Here is a 15,785-nt window from a genome sequence, read left to right as displayed (position 1 = left end):
GATTAGTAACGAACCTATTTCTTGTTTTCAACAAGCATAGAAAAGCCCGCTATTTCACAATGAATAAAGCGGGCTTTTGTGTATTAGCAGGCCTTACAAGCTAGCGCAAACTACGTAATACCTAGCTCTTTTAGTTTACGAGTAAGGGTATTACGGCCCCAACCTAAACGCTTAGCGGCATCTTGCTTATGGCCATGAGTATGCTGAAGGGCACGTTCCAACATAATTTTTTCAAACGTAAGCATGGCGTCATTAAGAATATTGTATCTGCCATCGCGAAGTTGTTTGTCGGTCCAACGGGCGAGTAAGTCTGGCCAATCTCCCGCTTCGGCGGCGGGCTTTTCGATGCTGTTGTCTGAGTGGATTTCAGGCGGTAAGTCACTCGGTAACACTTCTTGTCCGCTAGCCATCACGGTTAACCAACGGCATACGTTTTCGAGTTGTCTTACGTTACCTGGCCAAGGAAGCTGAGCCATTAACTTTTCAGCATCTTTGCTTAAACTTTTTGCTTCTACATCTAACTCTTTCGCTGCTCGGCGTAAGAAGTGACGGGCTAATAAATGAATATCTTCACGGCGTTCAGATAAAGACGGTAGATGCACACGAATAACATTTAACCGGTGAAATAAATCCTCACGAAACTTTCCGTCAGCCACACGCTTTTCTAAGTTTTGGTGGGTGGCAGCAATAATTCGTACGTCTACTGCCACAGATTGATGGCCGCCCACACGGTAAAATTGTCCATCGGCTAAAACCCGAAGAAGTCGAGTTTGCACATCTAAAGGCATGTCACCTATTTCATCAAGAAAAAGGGTGCCGCCGTCAGCTTGTTCAAAGCGCCCTTGGCGCGCATTTTGGGCACCTGTAAACGCGCCTTTTTCATGGCCAAATAACTCAGACTCTACCAAGTCGGCTGGAATAGCGGCCATATTAAGTGCGATAAAAGGTTTACTAGAGCGCGGGCTATGGCGATGTAAGGCGTGGGCAACCAGCTCTTTACCAGTACCTGACTGGCCATTAATTAATACACTAATTGAAGAACGAGATAATCGGCCGATTGCACGGAAAACTTCCTGCATCGCGGGTGCTTCTCCGATAATTTCGGTTTCCGGATCGTCTTGAGGGGCTTGCTGCGTTTTCGACTGCTCTCTTGCATGGGCTAACGCACGTTGAGTCAGCGTGACCGCTTCATCGATATCAAAGGGTTTAGGTAGATATTCAAATGCCCCTTTTTGATAGGCGTTTACCGCGCTGTCTAAATCGGAATGTGCTGTCATGATGATTACCGGCATCATGGGGTGCGTAGCATGAACTTCATTAAGCAATGTCATGCCGTCCATCTGCGGCATTTTAATATCAGAGATAATCACTTCTGGCGCTTGACCGCTTTGTAATTGAAGGAGTAAATCTTGCGGGTTTTCAAAACACAAGCATCCAATGCTTGCTGTTTGTAAGGCCTTTTGAAGCACCCAACGAATAGAACTATCGTCATCGACAATCCATACTGACTCATTCTTCATTGCCTGTCTCCTTGCGGTCTATCGGAATATAAATTACGAATTCAGTGTGCCCAGGGTGGCTTTCTACATCTATTTTTCCGCCGTGATGGTTTATCAATGTTTGCGATATCGATAACCCTAAGCCGGAACCATTTTGCTTACTGCTCACCATGGGGTAAAAAAGCGTGTCTTTTATTTCTGAGGGAATGCCTGGGCCATTGTCTATCACTTTTATTTTAGCGATTAGGGCATGGCGGTTTCCCTGAATAGTCATCTGTCGCTCAATACGCGTTACCAAGCGAATTTGAGGGTCAGGCGTTTCACTTTCGGTTAACGCCTGAATACTATTTCTGACAATATTTAAAACAGCTTGCTGAATCATATCAGCGTCAATCATCAGAGGTGGAATACTAGGGTCGTAATCCCGAATGATGGTGATAGGGGTTTCTGAGTCAACTCGCATCAGGCTTCGCACTTGCTCCAATGCTTGATGCACATTGCTCCAATTAAACCGAGGCAGTGAATTTGGTCCAAGCAAACGGTCGACTAGATTTCTAAGTCGATCAGATTGCTCAATGATCATCTGAGTAAATTCTTTATGCTCTTCGCTCAATTCTTTTTCAAGTAATTGCGCCGCCCCGCGAATGCCCCCTAATGGGTTTTTAATTTCATGAGCTAACCCACGGACAAGTTCGCGAGCTGCATAATGTTGTGCGTTTTGTAAATTTTCACGGGATATTCGCTTTTGCTGATCTATTTTTTTTACTTCAAATAGTAGCCTAGCCCCTTCTTCTAACTGCAAGTTCGTTACGGTTAAATCAACCATGACATTGCGATTATCTCTAAAACAAAGGCGAATTTCGTTTTCGGTAAAGTCTTCTCCGTGCCTTAGTGCTGCGCGTAAACGAGTGGTGTCGATATTTCCAGGCAGGAAAAAGTCATCAAGTCGATGACCGCATAGTTGCTTTCTGCCAGTTTCAAACAGGGCTTCTCCTGCGTGGTTGGCGTAAACAATATTTAATCTATTGTCTACCATCACAAGCGCAGTATTCAGGCTGTTCAAAAATTGTTGCGTGTCTAACTCGGTAGATTGCATCCGAGCTTATCTCCTCTGCACTATATGGGTGCATTGTAACGTATCGGTAAAAATTGTAGGCACAGAATTGGTGTTACTTTTTTTCTGTTCCCCGCTATGGTGCGGGCTTTGCGCTACTTTCGAACGTTAGTTGCTATTTATTAACGCTGATGCTTGATGTAGAAACAGCGTTTGTAGTGCAGAGGATGCAAGAGTCTTGCCCTTATTATCTGTTAGCTCAACCTTATACTGATGTTCGCCCCGATTTATACCATTTAAGGTAAATACGCCTGTTGTATTGCTCTGCAATAGGGCGCCATCAAAAATTAACTGATAGCGGGGCGCCTTCACTGAAGTCGGCTGGTTCGCTCGTATGGTGAAGTTTCCGGCGTTGTTTCGAAGAGTAGCCTCAGGGGCAGGAGAGGCTATAACCACCTTATAGGCAACCTCCTTGGATTTAGTTGTTTGAGCGAAAACGGGTTTCGGTGTTGAGGGGCTAGACACTACATTCTGTGTTTTCGCTTCAAACTCAACAGGGTCGCTTTTTGGTGAAGGGTTATCGGTATAAAGGATAGTGCCATCGGCTTGCTTCACTTTATAAACAGGAGAGCTTGAGGTAGTAGACTCATCAGGGTCGTTTGATGTGCTTTGCCCATGGCTTTCACTGGGGAGTAACACCATCACCGTAAGCAACGCAATGTAGGGATAAATAGTCAATAGGAAGACCCACTCATAGTTTCTTACTTATATAGTAGAAAAGCTTTGGCATAAAAAAAAGCCCGCATAAGCGGGCTTTTGTATAAATAAGCACTTAAGCGTTAATTAAACGCTGTAGTACATGTCGAACTCAACTGGGTGAGTTGTCATGGCAAGCGTAGTTACTTCTTCAGACTTAAGATCGATGTATGCATCAATCATGTCGTCAGTCATAACGCCACCCGCTTTAAGGAACTCACGGTCGTTATCCAATGCTTCTAGTGCCATTTCTAGCGAGCTAGCAACGGTTGGAATTTCTGCCGCTTCTTCTGGTGGTAAGTCGTACAAGTCTTTATCCATAGAATCGCCAGGATGGATCTTGTTCTTAATACCGTCAAGGCCAGCCATAAGCATTGCTGAGAAAGCAAGGTATGGGTTAGCTGTTGGGTCAGGGAAACGTACTTCGATACGACGCGCTTTATCGCTAGTTACGTATGGAATACGGATAGATGCAGAACGGTTACGTGCAGAGTATGCAAGCATTACCGGTGCTTCAAATCCTGGAACCAAACGCTTGTAAGAGTTGGTTGATGCGTTTGCAAAAGCGTTGATTGCACGAGCGTGTTTAATAATACCGCCAATGTAGAAAAGCGCTTCTTCAGACAGACCAGCATACTTATCACCCGCAAAGATGTTTACGCCATCTTTAGCGATTGATTGGTGACAGTGCATACCAGAACCGTTATCACCTACAAGAGGCTTAGGCATGAACGTAGCAGTTTGGCCATAAGCGTGAGCTACATTATGTACTACATACTTATAAACTTGGATTTCATCTGCTTTCGTTACTAGTGTGTTGAATTCGCAAGCGATTTCGTTTTGACCAGCAGTAGCCACTTCATGGTGATGCGCTTCAATAACTAAGCCCATTTCTTCCATTACTAAGCACATTGCTGCACGAATGTCGTGCGCTGAATCTACTGGAGGAACTGGGAAGTAACCGCCTTTAACACCAGGACGGTGACCCATGTTTCCGCCTTCAAAATCAGCGCCTGAGTTCCATTTTGCTTCAGCAGCATCAATCTTGTAGAAAGAGCCAGCCATGTCTGTGTGGAATTTAACATCGTCAAAAAGGAAGAATTCTGGCTCTGGACCGAAGAATACTGTGTCGCCGATGCCGGTAGATTTTAGGTATTCTTCTGCACGGCGCGCAACTGAACGTGGATCACGCTCGTAACCTTCCATTGTAGAAGGCTCTAGGATGTCACAACGAATATTAACTTGAGTCTCTTCTGCGAATGGGTCAACTACCGCACTCGTAGGATCAGGCATAAGTACCATGTCTGATTCATTAATGCCTTTCCAGCCTGCAATTGAAGAACCATCGAACATTTTACCTTCTTCAAATGTCTCTTCGTCTACCGTAGCAGCAGGAATCGATACGTGTTGTTCCTTGCCCTTAGTATCAGTAAAACGCAAATCAACAAATTTCGCTTCACTTTCTTTAATCAGCTCTAATGCCTTTTCTACTGACATCGTGTCCTCCAGGTTTAATGTAAAAATGCGGAATGATCAGCTTCATCCCAACAGTGGAAAAACTAAAAGCGATTTTCATGCCATCTATCGTGGTTCCAATTTTGCTGGCTTAGCAGCAAGAGGATAACTGAATGATTAATGGCGTTGCACATAAATGGTGCTTAATCGCTATATTTTGGTGCAAATTAAACTTAAGTAGCCGTTAGCTAGCCTAGAGTAACTCGTCGTCACTTACCACCGAAAACAGGGTTCAAAAGTAATAAATTCGTTAATCAAAGACTATAATAGTGAAAAACATGCCCCCCTTTTAAAAAAAGGTGCGCAAACGCCGTGGTTTTTCTGTACAATCCGCGCAAAATTTACTATCTGCATTTTTTGCAACAAATCTAATGCATGCTTAACATCATGTAATGATTTACACAGGCTCCCTAGATGAATACCACTGATATTAATAAATTACGTAACATTGCTATTATTGCTCACGTTGACCACGGTAAAACAACTTTGGTTGATAAACTGTTACAACAGTCAGGCACTCTTGAAACTCGCGGTGAGCAAGAAGAGCGCGTGATGGACTCGAATGACATCGAGAAAGAACGCGGCATCACAATCTTAGCGAAAAACACTGCTATAAACTGGAACGACTACCGTATCAACATCGTAGATACTCCAGGACACGCCGATTTCGGTGGTGAAGTAGAGCGTGTAATGTCAATGGCCGATTCAGTGTTGCTTCTAGTAGACGCGCAAGAAGGTCCAATGCCTCAAACGCGTTTCGTAACACAAAAAGCATTTGCTCAAGGCTTAAAGCCAATTGTTGTTATCAACAAAATTGATAAGCCAGGCGCACGTCCTGATTGGGTTATGGATCAAGTATTTGATTTGTTCGACAACCTTGGTGCAACTGACGATCAACTAGACTTCCAAGTTGTATATGCTTCTGCACTGAATGGTTGGGCTTCACTAGATGCCGACGAACCAGCTGAAGACATGAACGCGTTGTTCCAAACGATTGTTGACCAAGTATCTCCTCCAGACGCAGATGCTTCTGGTGCATTCCAAATGCAGATTTCTCAACTTGATTACAACTCATATGTTGGTGTAATCGGTGTTGGTCGTATTAAGCGCGGTACTGTTAAACCAAACCAACAAGTAACTGTTGTTACCGCTGAAGGTGAGAAGCGTAACGGTAAAGTTGGCTTAGTATATGGTTACCTTGGTCTAGCACGTCATGAAGTTGAAGGTGCAAGTGCTGGCGATATCATTGCAATCACAGGTTTAGGTTCGCTTAAAATCTCTGACACTATTTGTGATGTTAACCAAGTAGAAGCGATGACGCCGTTATCTGTTGATGAACCAACAGTGACCATGACTTTCCAAGTAAACACGTCACCGTTTTCTGGTAAAGAAGGTAAGTATGTTACTTCACGTAACATCCTAGAGCGTTTGAACGACGAACTAGTACATAACGTTGCACTTCGTGTTGAAGAAACACCAGATCCGGATAAATTCCGCGTATCAGGTCGTGGTGAACTTCACTTGGGTATCCTTATTGAAAACATGCGTCGTGAAGGCTATGAGCTAGCGGTATCACGTCCAGAAGTTATTCTTAAAGAAGAAGATGGCCAAACACAAGAACCGTTTGAAACACTAACGGTAGACTGTGAAGAAGCGCATCAGGGCTCTATCATGGAACAACTTGGTCTGCGTAAAGCTGAAATGACCAACATGTCTCCAGATGGTAAAGGCCGTGTACGTATCGACTTTGTTATTCCTAGCCGTGGATTGATTGGTTTCCAAACTGAATTCATGACGATGACGTCTGGTTCTGGTTTGCTTTATCATACGTTTGATCACTACGGCCCGTACAAAGGCGGTATCATTGGTAAGCGTAAGAACGGTGTTCTTATTGCTAACGCTAACGGTAAAGCCCTAACTAACGCCTTGTTTAACCTTCAAGAGCGTGGTCGTTTGTTTATCGGTCACGGTGTAGAAGTTTACGAAGGTATGGTTATCGGTATTCACAGCCGCGATAACGACCTAACTGTTAATGCCCTTAAAGGTAAGCAGTTAACCAACGTTCGTGCATCTGGTACTGATGAAGCGCAAACTTTGGTTCCGCCTATCAAGATGTCTCTTGAGCAAGCGCTTGAGTTCATCGATGAAGACGAACTAGTTGAAGTTACGCCAGTATCTATTCGTATTCGTAAGAAGTTACTTACTGAAAACGAACGTAAGCGTTCTTCACGCGAGAAAAAGTAATCAACTCTGCTTTGACAACTTAATTAGTTTTCAAATGCTTTAAGATGATTCAAAAACGCCAGCTTTCAAGCTGGCGTTTTTTTTGCTGAAGTATTTTGTGAAAACTTTTTGTGAAAACTTTTTGCGAAAACTTTTTGCCAAAATGTCGACGAAAGATGAGTTGGCAACATCCAATTTGGCCTCTATTATCAAGTTAATGAAATTAAAAAGGCAAAGCCCGTGTTCTCTGTAGCAGTTATTGAAGACGATGTTATTACGCTCGATCTTATTACCGATGCATTAGAAACCCGTTTATCGGCGACGGTTTACCCGTTTAGCCGAAGTAAAATTGCCCGTGAATTCTTACTCCAACAAACGCCAGATACACTGCAGCTTATTATCAGCGACCAAGTCATGAAAGAATTCGATGGGTTAAGTCTGTTGAAAGCATGCCGCTCTGCGAATTTATCCGTTCCCTTTTTACTTATTACTGGCGATCCTAATAAAGAACTCGTTATGGAAGCGCGCAAGTTAGGCGTGTCAGGGTTTTTGGCAAAACCTTTGGAAATGGACGCCTTGGCCGCAAAGGCGAAATCTGTTGTGCAAGCAAAAACGAAAACTCGCGTTAGCTAATAGCGAACTACTCGCCAGCAAATGTATTAGCAAACAAATAAAAAAGTCCTAAATGGTCTAAGCAGCGCTAGTTTATATGCTCACGAATTATTACACTGGTGCCTATAATGTAATGGCAACAGGATGTACGTGTGACGATTAATTTTGACCAAACCCCACCTCGTAAAGATACCTATTCGTTTAAATGGCAAAAATACAAAGGTAAGGACATTATTCCTGCTTGGGTTGCCGATACTGAATTTCGTTGCGCACAGCCTATTTTAGATGCAATTTCAGCACAAGTTGAGCACGGCAATTTAGGTTATGTACTACCTAGTCAGCATCAAGGCGCTATTAATGCAATTCAGCGCTGGTTGAAAGACAAGCATGACTGGGATGTAAAGTCAGAATGGATTGTATGGACGCCCGGCGTAGTGCCTGCGTTCAACGTAGCCTGTAAAGCTTATTGTGAGCCAGGCGATAAGGTGCTTATTCAAACGCCTAATTACCCACCATTGCTCGCGGCGCCTAAATTAAATGAATTAGAGCGCGTCGATATTGGCACTGTGATTGACCCTGAATCGGAAGGGAAGCGTTATACGTTGGATTTCGAAGCACTAGAAGCCAATGCCGCCGACCCCAAATGTAAGTTATTCATTCTTTGTAATCCGATGAACCCAGTTGGCTCAGTATTAACCAAAGCAGAGCTAGATAGGGTTGCTGATATTTGTAACGCCAATAATGTGCGTTTATGTTCTGATGAAATCCATTGTGATTTAATTTTAGAGCCTGGAGTGAAGCATATTCCTGCTGGTCGTGAGGCTAACTTAGCCAACAACAGCGTTACCCTAATGGCTGCTAGCAAAACCTTTAACGTTGCGGGTTTAGGTACCTCTTTTGCGATTATTCCAGACCCCAAACTCCGGCAGCAATTTACCAGCGCGGCCGCGGGCATCATGCCTTGGGTTACCGTGTTGGGATTAGCCGCTACCGAAGCCGCGTTTACTTTGTGTGACGAATGGCACAGCGCTCAAATTGATTACTTGCGCGCTAACCGTGATGCCGTGTATGAAACGATAAACGGTATCGATGGGTTATCAATGTTGAAACCTGATGCTACCTTTTTAGCATGGGTAGACGCGAGCGGTTTAGGCGTAGAAAACGTACAAACATGGGCAGAAGAAAAAGGCGTAGGCCCTTCACCTGGCGCAGATTTTCATAAAGCTGATCATTTCAGAATTAATTTCGGTTGTAGTCAGTCGATGCTCAATGATGTGCTACAACGTTTAGCCAAGTAGCGGTCAAGTTAGCCACGCACTACGCGCTAACCATTAATTAAGCGCTAGCCTATAAAAAGCCCGTTTGCTTCACGTTCACGGGCTTTTTTGTGGCTGAAATTAGCGAATTAGACGAATAGGCTAGTCAATTTATAAAGACCCAACCCTACCACAACAGATACCACTATAACGCCTGCAAGATTGCTCCATAGGGTGTTTTTGAATTTACCAAGTGCCTTGCTTTTATTCATCACTACTAATAAAAAGATAGCGATAATAGGCAGTAATAAGCCGTTGGTAGCTTGAGCAAATAAGATAGCGGGTAGGGGTTTAAAACCGAGTGCAGCAACGGCAACGCCGCATACAATTATTGTCAGCCACACCGCCCGAAATCCTTTGCTTTTCATGTCGTCAGACAGTCCAAGCGCTCCACAAACCGCATATGCAGCAGCAAGCGGTGCGGTGATGGCACTGGTTAGCCCTGCCGCAAACAAGCCTAATGCAAAAAACCATTGAGCTTTGTCACCTAAGACAGGCTTTAACTGCTCACCCATGTTTCCGGCGTCCATGGTGGCAGCTTGGTTGAAAAAGGCCATCATGGCCGTGGCCATCACCACAAGAGTAATTAAGCCACCCATACTAATGGCCGTTGCCGATTGTTTTCTGCACGCTTTAATCGCATCGCTTTTATCAGAATTTATATTGTCCGTGCTTGGCGATGACTTCGCCACAAGACTCGCATGAAGGAATAAGTTGTAAGGCACAATAGTGGTGCCTATCAACGCAAGTATGGTGGTAATAGAATCGGCGGCTAAATGCGGCTGCAGTAGCTGGCTAAACATTAATGATATATCGGGTTTAGCGACAATAAGGGTAATGAAAAACACGCCAGCCATAATAAACACGAGATACACCAGTACGTTTTCTATCCATGAATAGCTGCCAGTCCAAAGTAGCGCAATGGCAAGTACCCCAAGAATAAGCGCCCAGGTGCCTGTGCCAATTTCCCAAAAAGCATCCAGACCTATAGCGGCGCCGGTAAGATTGCCTGATTCATAAGCAGCGTTTCCAATGCCAATTGCGCTAACAATTAACGCAATGAAAAGCATTTTCAGCCAGGGTGTAGACACCATGTCTTTCATGGCTGATGCCAAGCCTTTGCCCGTTGCGACCCCTAAGCGAGCAGCCATATCTTGTAATACGATGGTGGCAAAAATTGAAAACAGTAATGCCCATACCAAATGAAAACCGAAGTTAGCGCCTGCTAGACTTGCTGTTGTTACTGTACCTGGGCCAATAAAGGCAGCCGCGATAATATATCCTGATTTATCTTTTGCCATTGCAGTCACTCTTAGTTTAGTTTTGCTATCATGACAACAGGTTAGGTATTGCGCAACCACGCAAACTAATTCTATTGCTACTCGCTCACTATGTTGTTGTGCTTTGAATATAATGGTTAAAACAGGTTTTAACCCAACATAAAAATGGGCGCGAAGGGTACAGGTTATAAATAGGTCATTTCAACCGCTAGTAGGAATTTTTAATGTCAGAAACGGCGCGTCCCATCGATATTCTTTTGCCTGTGTTTGAAAAGGGCAAGTTAACGCATGTATTACCTAGCGCCTACAAAGCCGACGGTATGATATTCGCTGTTGCAGCATCACCAGAAATACCCATGCCAGAGCAGTGGATGCCATGGTTGATACAGAGCTCTTCAAGTGCACTGGTAGACAAAGATGTAGATGCACTAGCGGATGTGCTGATGAATAACTTAAGGGCTCACCTGCAGTGTATGACCGACGAGAAGCCCTTAATGCCATCACGCTGCGTGTATTCAGAGGGGGATGCTAGTGTTGAACCCGCTTCTGCAATACCCGCAGAATTAGCTCAATGGCTTGAAGGATTACTTTATGTGCACCAGCAACTTGAGGATGTCTGGCAACAAGCCTGGGAAAAGTTAAGTGCAAAAGATGCAATGCGTGAAGATATCAATAACTCAGATACCCCAGAGAAACGGCTGTCTCGTTGCTTAAAGTTATTTACTACCCTAGCGAATGTTGAGCTGGCTTTACAGTATCGTAACCGTAGCCAGGCGCAACAGCTTAAAGACAACTTACCCTTATTGTGGAAACAACTCCCAGCAATGATTCAAGATTATATTGATCTGGCTGGCGAACTGAGCGCAGCATTACCTAACCAATTTGAAACCTTTACGAAAACTTCTTAACGAGCTTTCTGGCGCTGCAGGTGTTTGCGCTGAGAAAGCGTATTACGCAATGACTTCATGTAAGCGTCTAACTCTGCTTTAGCGTTGTCGTAAGCATTAGTTAACTCACTAGAGTTAGGTTGGCGCATCAGCGCTTTAAACGCTAAATCAGTTTGCGACAACAAATCTTTTAAGTGCTGGTTACTATCATCCATGTAGTTTCCTTTAGGTTATTTAACGGTTATTCCATAACATCAGTACGTGGTAACACGGCCTGTTGAATTTATAGCGGTTTTACTACTGCTAAACAAACAATAGCCAATATAAGCAGTACCGGAGCTTCATTAATAATGCGGTAAAATTTGGCACTGTGACGATTTTCATCACGGGAGAATTGTTTTACTAGCTTAAACAAATAGAAGTGATAGCTGTAAAGCGCAAGCAAAAGCATGAATTTAATGTGCAGCCAACCTGACATTTTAAACCACGTACTTCCATAGCTCACAATAAGTGCAACACCAAACGCTAAGGTTAAAAAAGCGAAAGGGGTGACAAAAAACCACAGCCTTCTCTCCATCACTTTAAACTGATCTTTCACTTCTTGCGATGTAGCTTCAGCATGGTAAACAAACAACCGAGGAAGATAAAAAATTCCGGCCATCCACGCAAGCATGAAAAAAATATGAAGTGCTTTAAACCATAAAATGTACATTGTTAATACTGTGCCTTTTGTAAAAAGCTTTGCAAAATATTCCAGGTAATAACGCCAATGATGTCGTTGAGTTCCTGATCGTAAATATAGACCGCGCCAGAACGCGTATTTTTAAGATGCTCGTATACTTCATGAAGCGTGCTTTGAGCATTCAAGCCTTCCATCTCGTGATAACTGAGCGCATTCGCATCGTGTTCTAAGCTCACATTATATTGGACCAGACGATACTGCACATCTATTTCAAATTTTGATTGTTGAATTACGATCTTTGTTGGGTTTTTCGATAAATAGTCTTCCAATGCCTTATCTGGCGCGTCATGAAAAAGTTTATAATCTTTGCTTAATGCTGCCAGTACACCCGTTTTTTCGAGCGCTTCGCGTATGGAAGAAATGGCATAGGGTAGGTTTTGATAATCTAATTGGCGAATAAAAATCGACCGATTGCCGAAAAATTGTGTTGATGTCACATAAGCAGGCACGATGACCAACATGGCGGGCAAAATAATTTCAGGGCTGTACGATAACTCCATTACCGCCGACAAGGCAGCTAAGGGGGCGTGAAGCACGGCAGTTAGCATGCCAGCAATACCTAATAGGGCAAAGCTGTTAGTAAATTCAGGCACGTCGATAAAGTACGACAAGGGCACCAACAGTACCGCACCAGCAAGCATGCCGATAACCATTACAGGCCCAATAATTCCGCCGGGAATACCTAGCCCAATAGCAAATACAGCCAGAACGACTTTACTCACTAAAATAGCACACAGTAAAAGGGTTTCTGGGTTGCTGGCAAACAGCGTTTCGACATCAATAAAGTTGGCCCCTAATGCCTCGGGCAACAACATACCCACTGTACCTGTTATTAACGCCGCCAGCATAAGTCGCCATACCATAGGGACAGGTCTAAACCAGGTCATTACCCGCATAAGTTGGTTGTTAAATAATGTAGCCAGCATACCGAGTAAAACGCCAAGTAAAACAAGGTATAGGTACATCCACTGACTAAATGCGGTAAAAGACAAAAACGACAGTTCGTTTACTTGCCCAAATACGATACGGGTTAACACCGAGCCACACGCAGCGGCAAGCATAACGGGTACAAATATATGAATTTTATATTCCCGCAGTACCACTTCCATAACGAAGATAACCGCGGCAAACGGGGTATTAAATGACGCGGATATGCCCGCAGCAATACCACAACCCGCCAAAATACGAATGCTGTTGTAGGGAAGTCGTAGCCATTGGCCTAAGAAGCTACTGGCCGATGCACCTAGGTGAACACAGGGGCCTTCGCGGCCTACCACGAAGCCGCCGGCTAACGCCAACATACCGCCGAAAAACTGATTAATAGTGGTGCGAAAGGGAATATGGCCGTAGTAATATTTTACGCGGTGGATAACAAAGGGAATACCCATTCGATAGTGCTTAAAACCAGTAATATAGGCAATAAGCAAAATACACAGCACGCTAAGTAAGGGCATGAGAAACCAAACGGGCCACTCATCATTGAACCACTCTCGAAGTGCACCGAAACCTGATGCTTGAAGCCACTCTACACAAAGGCGGAACATGATGATCAGCGATGCAGCACTTACGCCGCCCACAATACCCAAGAGGCAAAGTTGTATAGACGTCCTCGGGTGAGCCACTTCTTGTCGTAAAGCCTGCAAACGCATGTTGTGATACAGTAGAGAAATCGTAGATATAAGCAGCTTACCACAAACACTTGAAATTCATAATGTTAAGAATTTTAATGTATCTGGCTCGAGAAAATTAAGAACCATAACTATTCATGACAACTGATAAATTGAAACAACTCCTCGGTGATTATAAGTGGTCATTGCTTGTCGCTGCTTTGCTACTCATTATGATAGCGTTTGGCTACAAGCTAGCGCGAATAGCGGATGAGGGTGATAGCCTGAAGGTAGCTGCTCAAGACAAAACCATTGCGTTATTAGTCAGTGAAAATAACCAATATGTGACTCAGGTTAACCAATTGGAAGTCGCATTACAGTTAACAGAATTGGAAAAAAAATCGATTGCCGAGCAACTTAATAACGTTCAAGCCGAACAGGCTGAGCTTCAGCAGCAACTCGCTTTTTACCAACGAATTATGGCACCTGAAACCACCCAAGATGGTTTTATCATTGAAGGGGTAGAGGTTGCCTTACTGCCAGAACCTAATCAGTTTCAAATGCGTTTTGTAGTACTACAGCAGCGACAAAACAAAGCAGTAGTTAAGGGCAAACTCGCTGTCACCTTATCAGGTGAGCGGGATGGGAAGGAATATACGGTAACGATTGGTGAACCTGGTTTTATTCCGCAAGACATTGAATACAGGTTTAAGTATTTTCAAGCCATTAATACAAGCTTTACGCTACCCGATGGTTTTCAACCGACATCAATTACCCTTACTACCACCGTATATCAGTATAATTCTCGGCGTGGAGACTTAGCTAAAACGGTAACGTGGGAAGACGCATTAAACAGTGGCAATACATTAGAAGATACGCAGTAGCGCTTCGACGATAAGTACAATGCAAACCCATAGTGCCGAGCGAAGAAGCTCATTCTCAAGTGGGAACCGTTAGTGTTTCAAAGCTACTAGCCTCACTGATATCGCTATCTTTCGAATAGAAAATAATACCCATAGCCCACCGTTATGGCAGGAATAGCAGAGTAGACAGTGGCTAGAATGGCCGCTTTAGGTGATAGGGCTATGGCGGGAAACAAGGCATCACCATCGTTACTAATAGCATTACCAAGTTGAGCAGAAAAAGGCACTGCACCATTCAAATACAGACTGGTCACTAATATTTGTGGACCACACCCAGGTATAAACCCCACCAAAATTGCCAAGCCTACAACGCTTGCGCCCATAGAGGTTAAGGTGGCACCTATATCGAGTCCAAACCACAGTATCGCTAATTCAAATAATAAGAAAGCAACGACAACCCAAGCTAATACAAATTGGGTATCTAGCGCGGCTTTACTCTGCCAGCGTGGCGGAGGCGTAATAGCATCTTCTTTAGTTAGCGAAGCATAACCTGCACTGCCGCCGTTTAACGACCACAGTGTAATTGCCGACAGGCATAATACGGCACCAATAAGTTGCAATGTAGGTTCTGTTACCCCCAGATATTCATGAACGGGCGATTGGAACGACAAGCCTAGGGCGATAGCAAGTGATGGTAATGCGACAACCAGCCAAAAGTAAGTAGAAAGCTTATCAATGGAAGAGGAGACAGTGGTAGCGGATGGCTCACTATCATCAACTCTATCATCGGTATTGTCGTCAGCACTGCCAAGTGTAGTAGTCGAGGAAGGCGGTTGGTAATTGTGGAAACGGTTTACAATAACGCCGGTAAGGGTACCCACTACCATGCCAACACCCATTACGGTTAAGCCGTCAAACGGCGCCTGAGCCAATAGCAAGAACGCGGCGTCACCCATGGTACTTGTCAATACAGCAACCACAGCACCAAAACTAGTAACACCTCGGGTATATTGAGTGACTACAATAATCGCGCCTCCACAGCCGGGAAGCGCACCAAGAAAAGATGCTAAGCCTACTTCATAGAGCGGATGCTTGCGCATAAAGTCGCCAATGGCTTCAGCGGATACTTTCAAAGTGGCAAGGTAATAAACTGACAGTGATGCATAAACAAATGCCGCTACTTGAAAATAGGCATCGGATAGAACCGCGATGGTCGCTTCACGCGTGAATGAGTAAACAAGCAGCACGACGATAAACGCCGGTAAGAACAGGCGCTTGTTTAACATTAGTGTTTTCTGCCTAATGCTGTATCTACTGACTTTTTCAGTTGAAGTTAAAGAAGACACTCTCGATTCCAGGTGATAGCAACAGGTGGTCGTCTTACAAGGCTTAGTGATAAAAGGCCCAGTACTAAAGCTCCAGCCCCACACG

General features: G+C 44.1%; 14 protein-coding genes. 5 read left to right on the top strand and 9 right to left on the bottom strand.

What is annotated here, in order from left to right; translation table 11 throughout:
* Positions 1-110 precede the first annotated feature (110 nt).
* The 4 genes from glnG to glnA all read right to left on the bottom strand — a co-directional run bounded on the left by glnG (position 111) and on the right by glnA (position 4,806).
* Positions 111-1,520: a nitrogen regulation protein NR(I) gene (glnG, locus tag AAC006_RS08780; protein WP_338454960.1), complete on the bottom strand. Its 1,410-nt coding sequence runs from the start codon at positions 1,518-1,520 to the stop codon at positions 111-113.
* Positions 1,510-2,595 (bottom strand): nitrogen regulation protein NR(II), encoded by a 1,086-nt coding sequence (gene glnL / locus AAC006_RS08775; RefSeq protein WP_338454959.1) that lies wholly within the window; start codon positions 2,593-2,595, stop codon positions 1,510-1,512. Before glnL ends, glnG begins: the two co-directional genes overlap by 11 nt.
* 126 nt (positions 2,596-2,721) lie before the next feature.
* Complete coding sequence (locus tag AAC006_RS08770) at positions 2,722-3,291, bottom strand: hypothetical protein (RefSeq protein ID WP_013782792.1); 570 nt, start codon at positions 3,289-3,291, stop codon at positions 2,722-2,724.
* Positions 3,292-3,396: 105 nt separating this feature from the next.
* Positions 3,397-4,806 carry a glutamate--ammonia ligase gene (gene glnA / locus AAC006_RS08765; protein WP_013782793.1) on the bottom strand — a complete coding sequence of 470 codons (1,410 nt, stop codon included), beginning with the start codon at positions 4,804-4,806 and terminating at the stop codon, positions 3,397-3,399.
* A gap of 432 nt (positions 4,807-5,238) precedes the next feature.
* Here glnA and typA point away from each other — a divergent pair, with 432 nt between their 5' ends.
* The 3 genes from typA (at position 5,239) to AAC006_RS08750 (ending at position 8,957) form a co-directional block, all read left to right on the top strand.
* The gene (typA, locus tag AAC006_RS08760; protein ID WP_339891126.1) at positions 5,239-7,068 is read left to right on the top strand and encodes a translational GTPase TypA; all 1,830 of its coding nucleotides are present in this window, start codon (positions 5,239-5,241) and stop codon (positions 7,066-7,068) included.
* 219 nt (positions 7,069-7,287) lie between these two features.
* Positions 7,288-7,680 (top strand): response regulator, encoded by a 393-nt coding sequence (locus tag AAC006_RS08755; protein ID WP_129739963.1) that lies wholly within the window; start codon positions 7,288-7,290, stop codon positions 7,678-7,680.
* Between the two features lie 131 nt (positions 7,681-7,811).
* Positions 7,812-8,957 carry a PatB family C-S lyase gene (locus AAC006_RS08750; RefSeq protein WP_129739962.1) on the top strand — a complete coding sequence of 382 codons (1,146 nt, stop codon included), beginning with the start codon at positions 7,812-7,814 and terminating at the stop codon, positions 8,955-8,957.
* Positions 8,958-9,064: 107 nt separating this feature from the next.
* On the opposite strand, the gene AAC006_RS08745 is transcribed toward AAC006_RS08750, so the two are convergent.
* Entirely contained in the window at positions 9,065-10,276 is a 1,212-nt protein-coding gene (locus tag AAC006_RS08745; RefSeq protein ID WP_339891124.1) for an Nramp family divalent metal transporter, read from the bottom strand.
* 203 nt (positions 10,277-10,479) lie between these two features.
* Here AAC006_RS08745 and AAC006_RS08740 point away from each other — a divergent pair, with 203 nt between their 5' ends.
* Positions 10,480-11,163, top strand: coding sequence for a UPF0149 family protein (locus AAC006_RS08740; RefSeq protein ID WP_339891122.1), 684 nt, complete (start codon positions 10,480-10,482; stop codon positions 11,161-11,163).
* Here AAC006_RS08740 and AAC006_RS08735 read toward each other — a convergent pair.
* The 3 genes from AAC006_RS08735 to AAC006_RS08725 all read right to left on the bottom strand — a co-directional run bounded on the left by AAC006_RS08735 (position 11,160) and on the right by AAC006_RS08725 (position 13,533).
* Positions 11,160-11,357, bottom strand: coding sequence for a hypothetical protein (locus AAC006_RS08735; protein WP_129739959.1), 198 nt, complete (start codon positions 11,355-11,357; stop codon positions 11,160-11,162). The genes AAC006_RS08740 and AAC006_RS08735 overlap by 4 nt on opposite strands.
* Positions 11,358-11,425: 68 nt before the next feature.
* Positions 11,426-11,854, bottom strand: coding sequence for a protoporphyrinogen oxidase HemJ (gene hemJ, locus AAC006_RS08730; protein WP_129739958.1), 429 nt, complete (start codon positions 11,852-11,854; stop codon positions 11,426-11,428).
* Positions 11,855-11,856: 2 nt separating this feature from the next.
* On the bottom strand, positions 11,857-13,533 hold the full coding sequence (locus AAC006_RS08725) for a chloride channel protein (RefSeq protein ID WP_129739957.1): 1,677 nt from the start codon (positions 13,531-13,533) through the stop codon (positions 11,857-11,859).
* A 116-nt stretch (positions 13,534-13,649) separates the two neighbouring features.
* On the opposite strand from AAC006_RS08725, the gene AAC006_RS08720 reads away from it, so the two are divergent.
* Positions 13,650-14,375 (top strand): DUF6776 family protein, encoded by a 726-nt coding sequence (locus AAC006_RS08720; protein ID WP_339891120.1) that lies wholly within the window; start codon positions 13,650-13,652, stop codon positions 14,373-14,375.
* Between the two features lie 104 nt (positions 14,376-14,479).
* On the opposite strand, the gene AAC006_RS08715 is transcribed toward AAC006_RS08720, so the two are convergent.
* The gene (locus AAC006_RS08715; RefSeq protein WP_339891119.1) at positions 14,480-15,700 is read right to left on the bottom strand and encodes a putative manganese transporter; all 1,221 of its coding nucleotides are present in this window, start codon (positions 15,698-15,700) and stop codon (positions 14,480-14,482) included.
* Positions 15,701-15,785: the final 85 nt, after the last annotated feature.

This window comes from uncultured Alteromonas sp. (genome assembly GCF_963976965.1).
In the GTDB taxonomy this organism is placed as follows: domain Bacteria; phylum Pseudomonadota; class Gammaproteobacteria; order Enterobacterales; family Alteromonadaceae; genus Alteromonas; species Alteromonas naphthalenivorans.
The sequence above is the reverse complement of the archived record's forward strand: the minus strand, read 5'-3'. Positions and strand labels throughout refer to the sequence as shown.

Coding starts and splice junctions, on each gene's coding strand:
- glnG (WP_338454960.1), bottom strand. CDS start 1,520: ATGAAGAATGAGTCAGTATGGATTGTCGATGACGATAGTTCTATTCGT.
- glnL (WP_338454959.1), bottom strand. CDS start 2,595: ATGCAATCTACCGAGTTAGACACGCAACAATTTTTGAACAGCCTGAAT.
- glnA (WP_013782793.1), bottom strand. CDS start 4,806: ATGTCAGTAGAAAAGGCATTAGAGCTGATTAAAGAAAGTGAAGCGAAA.
- typA (WP_339891126.1), top strand. CDS start 5,239: ATGAATACCACTGATATTAATAAATTACGTAACATTGCTATTATTGCT.
- AAC006_RS08745 (WP_339891124.1), bottom strand. CDS start 10,276: ATGGCAAAAGATAAATCAGGATATATTATCGCGGCTGCCTTTATTGGC.
- AAC006_RS08740 (WP_339891122.1), top strand. CDS start 10,480: ATGTCAGAAACGGCGCGTCCCATCGATATTCTTTTGCCTGTGTTTGAA.
- AAC006_RS08735 (WP_129739959.1), bottom strand. CDS start 11,357: ATGGATGATAGTAACCAGCACTTAAAAGATTTGTTGTCGCAAACTGAT.
- hemJ (WP_129739958.1), bottom strand. CDS start 11,854: ATGTACATTTTATGGTTTAAAGCACTTCATATTTTTTTCATGCTTGCG.
- AAC006_RS08725 (WP_129739957.1), bottom strand. CDS start 13,533: ATGCGTTTGCAGGCTTTACGACAAGAAGTGGCTCACCCGAGGACGTCT.
- AAC006_RS08720 (WP_339891120.1), top strand. CDS start 13,650: ATGACAACTGATAAATTGAAACAACTCCTCGGTGATTATAAGTGGTCA.